The organism is Leucothrix pacifica, from assembly GCF_003172875.1.
GTDB classification, from domain to species: Bacteria; Pseudomonadota; Gammaproteobacteria; order Thiotrichales; family Thiotrichaceae; genus Leucothrix; species Leucothrix pacifica.
The window spans coordinates 1-10,158 of record NZ_QGKM01000113.1 but is presented as its reverse complement, the minus strand read 5'-3'; the positions used below and the strand labels follow the sequence as shown (position 1 = coordinate 10,158).

The 10,158-nt window shown below is 45.1% G+C and carries 10 protein-coding genes; 4 read left to right on the top strand and 6 right to left on the bottom strand.

Annotated elements, in window-relative coordinates; translation table 11 throughout:
- Positions 1–4: 4 nt before the first annotated feature.
- From DKW60_RS22615 to DKW60_RS22595, 5 genes are all read right to left on the bottom strand, one after another.
- Positions 5–691 carry a DUF2357 domain-containing protein gene (locus tag DKW60_RS22615; RefSeq protein ID WP_181389859.1) on the bottom strand — a complete coding sequence of 229 codons (687 nt, stop codon included), beginning with the start codon at positions 689–691 and terminating at the stop codon, positions 5–7.
- A 21-nt stretch (positions 692–712) separates the two neighbouring features.
- A complete protein-coding gene (locus tag DKW60_RS22610; protein WP_109839925.1) occupies positions 713–3,226 on the bottom strand; it encodes an ATP-binding protein in 2,514 nt (837 codons plus the stop codon).
- Between the two features lie 251 nt (positions 3,227–3,477).
- Positions 3,478–4,989 (bottom strand): sensor histidine kinase, encoded by a 1,512-nt coding sequence (locus DKW60_RS22605; RefSeq protein WP_109839924.1) that lies wholly within the window; start codon positions 4,987–4,989, stop codon positions 3,478–3,480.
- Positions 4,989–5,663: a response regulator transcription factor gene (locus tag DKW60_RS22600; protein WP_109839923.1), complete on the bottom strand. Its 675-nt coding sequence runs from the start codon at positions 5,661–5,663 to the stop codon at positions 4,989–4,991. Before DKW60_RS22600 ends, DKW60_RS22605 begins: the two co-directional genes overlap by 1 nt.
- Positions 5,664–5,673: 10 nt before the next feature.
- Positions 5,674–5,883 (bottom strand): hypothetical protein, encoded by a 210-nt coding sequence (locus tag DKW60_RS22595; RefSeq protein WP_109839922.1) that lies wholly within the window; start codon positions 5,881–5,883, stop codon positions 5,674–5,676.
- Between the two features lie 222 nt (positions 5,884–6,105).
- Here DKW60_RS22595 and DKW60_RS24175 point away from each other — a divergent pair, with 222 nt between their 5' ends.
- The 4 genes from DKW60_RS24175 to DKW60_RS22580 all read left to right on the top strand — a co-directional run bounded on the left by DKW60_RS24175 (position 6,106) and on the right by DKW60_RS22580 (position 9,453).
- The gene (locus DKW60_RS24175) at positions 6,106–6,393 is read left to right on the top strand and encodes a hypothetical protein (protein WP_219988892.1); all 288 of its coding nucleotides are present in this window, start codon (positions 6,106–6,108) and stop codon (positions 6,391–6,393) included.
- Between the two features lie 37 nt (positions 6,394–6,430).
- The gene (locus tag DKW60_RS22590) at positions 6,431–7,657 is read left to right on the top strand and encodes an ABC transporter ATP-binding protein (protein ID WP_219988891.1); all 1,227 of its coding nucleotides are present in this window, start codon (positions 6,431–6,433) and stop codon (positions 7,655–7,657) included.
- A 6-nt stretch (positions 7,658–7,663) separates the two neighbouring features.
- Complete coding sequence (locus tag DKW60_RS22585; protein ID WP_109839921.1) at positions 7,664–8,827, top strand: FAD-dependent monooxygenase; 1,164 nt, start codon at positions 7,664–7,666, stop codon at positions 8,825–8,827.
- Positions 8,828–8,901: 74 nt separating this feature from the next.
- Positions 8,902–9,453 (top strand): prolyl-tRNA synthetase associated domain-containing protein, encoded by a 552-nt coding sequence (locus tag DKW60_RS22580; RefSeq protein WP_109839920.1) that lies wholly within the window; start codon positions 8,902–8,904, stop codon positions 9,451–9,453.
- 173 nt (positions 9,454–9,626) lie between these two features.
- Here the strand turns inward: DKW60_RS22580 and DKW60_RS22575 are convergent, their stop codons facing one another.
- Positions 9,627–9,998 (bottom strand): PepSY domain-containing protein, encoded by a 372-nt coding sequence (locus tag DKW60_RS22575; protein WP_109839919.1) that lies wholly within the window; start codon positions 9,996–9,998, stop codon positions 9,627–9,629.
- Between the last annotated feature and the right edge of the window lie 160 nt (positions 9,999–10,158).

Here is a 10,158-nt window from a genome sequence, read left to right as displayed (position 1 = left end):
ACTTTCAATCATAACTCAAATTTTCTGAGAGCCATGCTATTGAGGATTCGTCAGGATATAGGTTTTCATGGTAGTCAGTAATAGTTCGTTTTGGCGTTAGTCTGGTAATTGGTGAGTGGCAAATTTGAGGCACTCGTTCTTCTAAAAACTGGGTAATTAATTCCAGTTTCTCCAAGGCCATATCTGGTTCTTGATCACCCTCTGCCAAACTAGCTCTGCGCTTTGTTGCATGAAAAGCTGAATAGATCTCCTGGCTATTGTGAGCGGAGAGGAATTCGAGCATTTTTTCCACTCTTTCAGCGGATAATTTAGAAGCAAGAACTTCTAATGGGTGTAGCTCTACAAGTTTGGAGGTCTCTGAGTCTTCTAATTCAATCTGTAGCTCCGCAACACCGAAGTAGTTCTTGAAAAGTGCTTCATAGCCATTGCCAAAGTAACCAGATTTAGGTTCCCAGTAAAAACTTTTAATTTGTTTCTCATTGTCGATTACAACGTTGGTGAAGTCTATTCGTATATCGTAGAGCAGAATGGCAGCACTCAGTACTTCGGGATTCACCTCCAGTTTAAATTTAATTGACTCGTTTTCAGTTATAAAGGGTAATGATTTTTGCTCTGAAGTCTGTTTATCAGGTAGTGTGAACTTTGTACCGGAGCGTCCACCATTCAGTATTTCTAGACCAAGCTTTAGCACGGTATTCAACTTTATATGATATTAAAAGAATGAGTAAGAGTTTGTTAGCTCACTACCGCTGGAAATGATTCTATCGAGTATTGCTCTTGATCTAGGTAAGTCTGCACCTAATTCATCCCCTAATTTTTCTAAGCGATCCTTGAAGCCGCTTCCATATCCTTCGATGTGTGGCAAAACGTGTTGTGCTATCGCGAAATCCATAGCTTCATCAGATGTTAGTAGTGGCGAAATCACATAGCAGTAGTTGGTAATCGCAAGAACTTTTCTTGCACTGATAATGATGGGTTGTCCCAATGAATTATCGCGTTGGCCCAATATGTCCAGAATATTACTTAGTTTTTTTCCTTCATTTGTATTCAATTCTGCTTGGTCTTTAACGCCAAAAAAACGTTCTAACTCACTATAACGAATAGCTCCATCAAGGTTAGAAAACTCTCCTAAAGTAGCTTCTTGAGTTGAATCAACCTCTAACGATATCACAGGTGCCCTATCAATCATTCGTGGAGATAATCTTTCAGTGGTTGCATCATTATTTATTGTTGCGATGAATCTAACATTGTCACCAATATTTATATGCTTCAGTTCATCTGTAATACAGCCTGTTTCGATTCGTTTATTGCCTTCGGGATCACACATGCCAAGAAATTCTGACCAGTAGTGTTCAATACCTGATAAGTTTGCTTCATCAAGTAAGACTAAACGAGGTGATACCTTAAACTCTTCATTTTGTCCCAACTTTAGAAACTCATATAAACCAGTTCGGGACGGTTGAAACTCTCCGCGTAAGGCGTTGTAAAACCCGATGATGTCACGACTAGATACCCATCCCCGGCCAACAGAGATGTTCAAAAAATTCTGAGTTGGTCCACTGACCCCCATATGCATGTATTTTGCTAGCCGTATAGCGGTTGATGTTTTGCCAACACCCGGAGGGCCAGATAAAATTGTAATGAAGGATTGTGTTGTCGATACGAGCAAATTAGCCATTTCATCATAGCTAAATAATTTTCCCCCGTCCGATTCAAATGCATAGGTAATTTTCTCTATGAGTCCCTTGGCTTCGTTAGGATGATTTGTAGCTAATTTTGGTGCTTTGGGTGGTTCTAACTCGGAGCTTTTATTGTTTCCAACACCTCTTCCTCTCATAACATCTGCCACTAGTTGTACTTCGACCATTGCTTCTGAGAGTTTGTCTGTATTGGTGAGAGTAGCTTGGTGATGTTCAACACTTCTTTCCAAGCGTTTTAACTGAGTATTAAGAAACTTTTCTTTTTCCTCTAACTCCTCATAGCTTCTGAGGTCAACGGACTTTTTCAGTAGGTTATCGCACTGTTCGCGCAGAAGTGTTTCCTTGGTTTCTAATTCTGCTATTTCTTGTTGTAATGTGCTTTGTTTTTCAGCAATTATCGACTCAGCTTCTTTCTCGGATTTTTTCCTAGCTTCATCAATTGTTCTTTGAGCGTTCTTTCTTTCCTCTTCAACCTCGGCATTGAGCTCAGTTAGTTCTTTCTGTTTTGAGTTCAAACGATTGTCAAGTTCATTTAGTGATCTTTGTACTTCATCTTTTTTTGTTTGTAGTCTGTTCTCTAGTTCAATTTCGTGCTTTTTGAGCAACTCCTCTTTGTTTTTGTGTACAAAATCATCGAGAAAGCTTTTACCTTCCGTGCTATCACTTAAGTATGACTTGACTAGTTCACTGCCTATGTCCGCCTCATTCAGATATTCTCCAAGTAAGAGTTGAATTCTCTGCACCCTTTCTTCGTCATCATTAGCAGAGTTCATTTTTTGAAATTCACTAACGGCACGTTGAAGTGCTTGGGCTTCTCTTTTAGCTAAGCTGGGCTTTCTGTTTTTGCCGAAAGATAGCTTGCTGAAGTAGGAAATTAGCTTTTCATTAGAAATATAGTCGATTGTTTGATACTCGATGATGGAAAGTTGCTTTAGAGACAAAATGTAGCTTCTTTCACTGCCAAACATTGTTGCTCTTTTGATATATGGTTCTAGTTTGTCAGCATCGAAGGCAGCAATATGATCGTTTTTCGGGTTAAAGAGAGGTGTTGGTTTTGGTGATACTATATAGGAACTACCATCTTGGACGGCGGTGAGGGGGCCATAGTAGTTGCCATTGTCAAATAGAAAGAAAGCCCCTTTATTTGGAAGCTCTATCCCTTCATTGAGCTTTGCAGAGTCTTTAGGAGGTAATGGTCCGTTTACTATTGGTACTAATGTACTGACTTTGAGCGCCGAAGTGTTTGTTCCTAGAGCAAAATATTGATCACCTGATGACATGGTTTCAGTTCGATCGGCATCAAAAATATACTTGTCGAGATAGAAAAGTTCCTTTTCGCCGTATCTTTTATCTACGTCTTCAAAGCCTTTCGATATATAAATGTCATTAGGGAAATCTGAGGTTGAGACAGTTGCAAAGTCTTCTCTAATGGTATCTGCCTTAAAAACAGGTATGACCCAACCTTTGTCGGGATCAGATGTGTGGGAATGTTTCTTATAGACAACCAGCGGAGAATCAGTATTCATTAAAAAATCCGTCTTTTAGGCACGATTACAAGGCATTATTTACAGAGCAACATCATCATCAAAAGTATATTAATTATCCATCATCTCATAAAATAGATAAAGAATAATAAAAGTTATGCAGTCATGATAATAGAGATATTTAGTATTAATTTTTTATGATTTTGGCTTAAAACGTACTTAGTAGTGTATCCAATTGGGAAAGTTCAGCAAATGAGTAACAGTAGTTAGGTACTATTACCAAGAATATTTATTTAAATATCCATCAAAATGGTTCGGTTACCAGTCATGGATATCACCACCCGCAACCCCGGCAAATTATCCTCCAGCCGAATCTCCGCCCCATGCAATTCCACAATCGCCTTAACCAGCGACAGTCCAAGTCCTGTCCCTCGCTGATCACTCCGGCTTTTATCCACCCGATAAAGCCGCTGAAACACCCGCTCCCGATCCGCCTCAGGAATACCAATACCATTATCAGCAACACTCAGCTGTATTTGCTCACCCATCCGTGCGTAATCAAGCGTAATCGTCGTGCCTTCAGGACAATAGCGGATGGCATTCTCAATCAGATTCGCCAGCATTTGTACCAGTAATTCCTTATCACCTTGAATCATGAGTGGCGTATCGTTTCCCAGTTGTGAATCGCTAGATCCCCGTTTTGTATTGCTCTGTATGCTTGTCGTTGAACTCGTGTCTGACATCGTACTGAATGAAGACCCAAGCACCAGCTTCATCCCTGAGTCTTCCGCCACTTCCTCATAGATATCCATCACTGTATCAATCACCGCACGCAGATCTAGTTGCGTGAAGTTCGAGCGTCGCGCACCCCCTTCAATCTGAGCAATTCGCAGCAGTGCATCGAAGGTTTCAGTGATGTAGCTGGATTCATCATAGGCATCATTCAGTGCAGTTTCGACATCTTTGCCTTGCTCGTGATTATCAAGTGCGGTGTTTAAGTCATGCCGCAAGCGCGATATCGGCGTTTTCAGTTCGTGGGCAATATTGGCAGAAATATCCGTCATCGCAGCCATGGAGGTTTCCAGCCGTGACAGCATGGTATCGATGTGTGTGCTGACGTGGGCGAGGTCGTCGTTTTTATGGGACGGGCCGATGCGCTGTTTGAGGTCGCCTTGTGCGGCTTGGTCCAGCACGTATTCGATGCGGCGAATTTGTTTGTGTGAGCGGTTGGCCAGATAGAAGACCAAAAGCGCGGTCAGGATGAGGGCCACTAAGGCATTTAGCCAAAACGCTGAGATCACGAGTTCCAGAATTTCCTGATCATTTTCGTTGTTTTCGCCGACGACAAATACCACGCCATTGCGTTCTCTGACGAGTATCCGGTATTGCGTATCGTCGTCGCGGCGGCCCCGTTTTAGCTCACGAGTGCTGAAGCCTTGTTTGCGAAACACCCGGTTTTGACTCAGCTTGAGTTCGCGTTCTGAGAGTACTAATAAGAAGTCGTCGCCTTGTACGGATTCATCGAGTTTCTGGTAAAGCGAGGGATGTTCCTCGGCTAATTCCTCCCAGTCCTCTTCCCAATCATCATCGTCCAGTTCCGTCATCAGCATGGTCATGCGTTGTTCAAGGTTGCCGTCCATACGGGTGGAAAGTGCGTCCTGAACGAAAAAATAGGTGGTCAGTGAGAGTAAAAATAAGCTGATTAAAAAGATGCTGAGATTAAGCAATCCCTGCTGAATAGCGCTGGAGCGTTTTAGGTTGCTGCGGTAGCGTTGCAGCGTTTTGGGAATAGAGGGAAAGCGCATTAGCCCATGTCCAGTTTGTAGCCTGCACCGCGCACGGTTTTTAAAATGGTGTCGCCAAAGGGCTTTTCCAGCTTATTGCGCAGGCGGCTGATGTGGGTTTCCACGACGCTGGTTTTTGGGTCGAAATGGATGTCCCAGACTTTTTCCAGCAGCATGTTTTTGGTGACGACACGGCCTTGGTTACGCAGGAATATTTCAAGGATTTTGTATTCTTTAGGGAGTAAATCCAGTGTCTGTCCGGCGCGGGTGACTTTGCGCTCGGCAATATTCATGCTGATATCGGCATAATTGAGTGTGAGTTCTTCGCCCTGAATCGGTGGGCGACGACCTAAGGCCGAGACGCGTGCCAGTAATTCAGGAAAGGCGAAGGGTTTGGTCAGGTAGTCATCGCCTCCGGCCTGTAAGCCATCCACACGATCATCGACGCCACCCAGTGAGGTTAAAAATAAAACGGGTAGGGCGAGATTGGCAGCGCGCATGGCTTTGACCAGTGATAAGCCATCAATTCCCGGAATCATGCGGTCGATTATGCCAACATCGTATGATTCCGTGACGCTTGCGGCGAGGGCGATACTGCCGTCCGTAATATGGTCGACGGTATGCCCTGCATTTATCAGTCCTTGCTCGATGTAGTCAGCAAGTTTTTGGTCATCTTCTACCAGCAAAATATGCATAGGATACCTGTCAGTCGATTTTAGAAGAAATGGGTTCTACATCGATTATACAGGGGCCATCAGATACTTTGGGTAAAAATGGTTGTGCAACAAACCCAATAGCGGCCAATACTGCGCCGACGCCGAGAACGACCATGCCGATAGTGGCTGCGCTAAAGATCATAAATCCCATTGCGATGGTACCTAGTGCGATTAAAGCGGCTTTTTTGATGCTGTTCATGTTAGTTCCTTGTGTCATGTAAATGGTTATCGGCAAGCTCTTTGCTGTGCCGTTGAGTTGTACTATAGGGGAAGGGGTATACAGGAAGATTGCGGCTACTTTACATGTTTGTAAGGTTGGCATAATCAGACATAATGAGGGCTATGCGGTTCTGAGGTGACTCACCAAATTCAAGGCTGAGCTTACCACTGCCGGGATAATCTAATGGGGAGAGAAATACCAATGAAAAGCTTATACGAGCGCATCACGCGTTTCTTTCTAAACGCAACAAACCCCTACGATTTATCAGAACCTGCTTTGCATTCAACCGTCTGGCCTTATTTAAAATCCCACTTCAAACCGATGCGTCGCGTCTTAATCGCCAGTGTAGTAGTGACCATACTGGCCGCAGCCGTGGAAGTTTGGTTGATCCGGTATGCCGGACAAATAATTGACACACTCGCTGCCAGCTCGCTTGATACCTTCTGGGAAACTGAAGGCTGGGGCTTGCTGGGGGCTGCTTTGGCTTAGCCTTTATATCGGCATACTGATTTGGGTGATTCCGCGCATGGTGAACGCGCAACAACGTTTTCAATCTGCCAAATCTGCGTTAGTGGGAACGGTGGTTGATGGCTTCTCGAACTTTGATACGCTGAAGCTGTTTGCGCCAAGAGATCAGATCGCCTCTGACCAGCGGGTACAGCTTGAAAACACGCGCCAACGTCTATTTGAGGCGCGTCAAATTAGCGTGGCCTTGTGGACAACGCTGATCATGTTGGAAGCGTTGGTGATGGTCGGTTTTATTGGTTATGGCATCTGGCTTTGGTCAACGGGTGCTGCATCGATAGGCGTGGTGTCGGCGATGATTGCACTGTCGCTGCGGATAACGACGATGGCAGATTGGATTCTGGACTCCGTGTGGTGGGTGTTTTTACAAATCGGTTCACTGCGCGAAGCTCTAACCACGGTTGGCCAACCGCTTGCCATTCCACAAAAAGACGATGCGCCTGATTTAGTGGTCGGTGAAGGTGGTGCCGGTATCGAAATCAAAGACTTGAAGCATCACTATGGCCAGCAGCAGGGTGGTTTGGATGGCATTTCACTCTCCATCAAACCGGGTGAAAAAATCGGGCTGGTCGGTCGTTCGGGTTCGGGTAAATCCACATTGGTTAATTTGATCCTACGCTTCTTTGAGGCGGAGCAGGGTTCGATTTCTGTAAATGGTCAGGATATTCGGGATGTGGATCAGGATAGCCTACGCGCCGCGATTGGTATGGTGGCGCAACAAGCTGCGTTGCTGAACCGCTCGGTCAAAGATAATATTCTGTTAGGTCATACGAATATCAGCGATGAACAGCTGGTTGAAGCCACTAAACTGGCCGCTGCGCATAGCTTTATCGAAGGGCTGCGTGATAGCAAAGGTCGTGAAGGCTACGATACCCATGTTGGTGAGCGCGGCGTAAAACTATCCGGTGGTCAACGGCAACGCGTCGCTTTGGCAAGAGTCATTTTGAAAGACGCTCCTATTCTGACTTTGGATGAGGCGACCAGCGCATTGGACAGCGAAGTCGAAGCAGAAATCCAGCAGTCGTTGGTGAGCGTTATGCAAAATAAAACGGTGATTGCGATAGCGCATAGGTTATCCACTATTGCAGAGATGGATCGGATAATCGTGATGGATCAGGGAAAGATTGTTGAGCAGGGTACTCATGAGGAGTTGAAGGAAAAAGGCGGGCTTTATGCGAGTTTCTGGAGTCGTCAATCCGGCGGGTTTATTGATACTGAAGAGGTGTGACAACTCATGAGTGACGGGAGGTTCGATGGCATGATTATTGGCGCTGGCATTGGAGGGTTGATGACAGGAATAGCGCTTCAGTCGGTTGGTATCAATATCGACATCTATGAAGCTGCTGAGGAGTTACACCCGATAGGCGCTGGTATTTTAATTCCACCGAACGCAATGCGTGTTTTGGCCCACTTTGGTCTTGCGGAAAAAGTGAGGGTGAGTGGTAATGAAATCGATAATCTGCAAGTGTCTGATTATCTTGGGAGAAAGATTTCAACAACCCGGTCATCACATGAGTTAGACAATCGCTATTTCAAAACGGTAGCGATTCACCGGGGCAAACTACACGCCATATTGCTGGAGCGCTTTGGTGATGTAGGGATTCATTTAAACTGTGAGCTTGAAGATATCATGACTTCGGAAGAGTGTTTGCAAGTGCATTTTACCAATGGTCATTGCTTAGCTGCTGACTTTGTCATAGGTGCAGACGGTTTAAGGTCGAAGACCAGACAGGCCATTATACCGGAGGCTTCATTACGTGATTCTCAGCAAACTTGTTGGAGAGGAATCGCTAACATCCAGCTTGCAGAGGAGCGGGAGTCTCAATTAACTGAGTTATGGGGAAATGGTACACGATTTGGATTTGTGCCTATATCGGGCGATCAAGTCTATTGGTATGCGACGGTTGCGGATAAACTTTACGATCCAACTCAATCACAAGAAGCTGCCGAATATCTGCAAAGTGTGTTCTCTGATTACCTGTCAACGGTTAACCAAATAATTGATAGCACGCCAAATGGGACGATCATCGAAGGGCATATATTCGATCTCAAGCCTTTGAAAAAGTGGGCTGATAAAAATGTTGTGCTATTGGGGGATGCTGCTCACGCGATTACGCCTAATTTGGGGCAAGGTGGCGCTCTGGCCATTGAAGATGCGTTTGAGCTTGCTGAAAAAGTGGCTCGCTGTGGTGGCTCCAAAGATGTGTTTGTAGAGTTTCAGAAGGCTAGGCAGTATCGGGTCAACAAGATATCACGAGCATCATGGATCATTGGTCAACTTACCAACTGGTGCTCACCAATGGCCTGCACTGCACGCAATAAAGTTTTAAGGAATATTCCCCAAAAAGTGGGTCAAGCTCAATCGGGTTTTCTTTATAATTACGAGATAAAGAGATAATCCGCTGGTCGTGTGTTTGAGGAGCAGATACCGGCGGGCGTACCGATAAATCTATTGAGAACAACATCGATAATATGGCCCATTCAGACAGACCAAATCCTGAAACCGTGATACTAGAAAATGGTGACTTAGCAGCCACGGCTGAACAAGTCATCGCAGCTATCGAAGCACAAGGAATGATGCACGAAACGCAAGTGCATCAGCCTTTATATACGGTGGAGGAAGCCAAGCAAGTCAACTACGACAAGCCGGGAGTGCATACTAAGAATTTATTCTTGCGCAATAAAAAGGGCCGGATGTTTCTGTTGGTGGTGGAGCAGGATCAACACATCAATTTAAAAGGTTTGCGTGATCAGCTTGAACTCACCGGTGGGCAACTGTCGTTTGCCAGTACTGAGAGGTTATTGACGTATCTCGGCGTCGTACCGGGGTCTGTGTCACCGCTGGCTGTGATTAATGATCATTCCAATAAGGTACAGGTGTACATTGAAGCTGCTTTGCTGGAGCAGGAGCATATTTATTTACACCCCTGTCGAAATACGCACACCACTCGAATGCGTTGTGATGACCTTATTAGCCTGTTGGATTCATGGAATCATGATGTGATTCGAGTGGACTTTAGATAAACATGGTTGTCCGACGAAACGCTTAAAATCTGTTTTTTGATGTGGCTCATGCTGATTCCATTGTGTTGATGTTGATTGCTTGGTTACGCCTGTCGTTGAATGCTTAGGTTCGTACCTTCGTTTATTCGCAGACAGGCTTGGTGGTGTTTGTAAGACTAATTGCTTGTTTGGGTTCAGGCTTGGTCGCCTTTCTTACCATGCTTATGTCCACGTTTATCATCACAATCTTTGTCTTTACCTTCTGTTTCTTGCGCGAGAATGGCACCAGATTGGGCATCAATTTCTACTTCGACCTCAGAGCCGTCCGGCATGTCCAAGTCAACTTCGTAGATAGCGACTCCATCTTCTAGTTCGAACTCTACTTCAGAGCTGTTTCCTCCGGTTGCTTGCTCTGCGATCGTGACGGCTTGGGCCTGAGTAATTGCTGCGTTTTGTTGTGCGGCAGCGGTTGCGGCTTTGTTGCTTGAGTCGGCAATTGCGCTGAAGCTCAAACCTGCGATTAATAAGGCAATGGCTGATGTGCTGGCGATAGTTGATTTTTTCATGATGTACTCTCCGTTGGTTTAGTCGGTCAGCGTTGTGCTGTGCCGTTGAGAAGTACTATAGGGGAGGGGGTATACAGGGAGTTTGCGGGGACTTTACAGGTTTGTAAGGTTGGGGGACGCAAGTAAAGGATAGTGCATAAACCTAAAATACTCAGTTAAA

What these genes read in the sequence shown, in the direction of transcription:
- DKW60_RS22585 (WP_109839921.1), top strand. Translation starts at nt 7,664, where the DNA reads ATGAGTGACGGGAGGTTCGATGGCATGATTATTGGCGCTGGCATTGGA.
- DKW60_RS22600 (WP_109839923.1), bottom strand. Translation starts at nt 5,663, where the DNA reads ATGCATATTTTGCTGGTAGAAGATGACCAAAAACTTGCTGACTACATC.
- DKW60_RS22575 (WP_109839919.1), bottom strand. Translation starts at nt 9,998, where the DNA reads ATGAAAAAATCAACTATCGCCAGCACATCAGCCATTGCCTTATTAATC.
- DKW60_RS22610 (WP_109839925.1), bottom strand. Translation starts at nt 3,226, where the DNA reads ATGAATACTGATTCTCCGCTGGTTGTCTATAAGAAACATTCCCACACA.
- DKW60_RS22580 (WP_109839920.1), top strand. Translation starts at nt 8,902, where the DNA reads ATGGCCCATTCAGACAGACCAAATCCTGAAACCGTGATACTAGAAAAT.
- DKW60_RS24175 (WP_219988892.1), top strand. Translation starts at nt 6,106, where the DNA reads ATGAAAAGCTTATACGAGCGCATCACGCGTTTCTTTCTAAACGCAACA.
- DKW60_RS22595 (WP_109839922.1), bottom strand. Translation starts at nt 5,883, where the DNA reads ATGAACAGCATCAAAAAAGCCGCTTTAATCGCACTAGGTACCATCGCA.
- DKW60_RS22605 (WP_109839924.1), bottom strand. Translation starts at nt 4,989, where the DNA reads ATGCGCTTTCCCTCTATTCCCAAAACGCTGCAACGCTACCGCAGCAAC.
- DKW60_RS22590 (WP_219988891.1), top strand. Translation starts at nt 6,431, where the DNA reads ATGGTGAACGCGCAACAACGTTTTCAATCTGCCAAATCTGCGTTAGTG.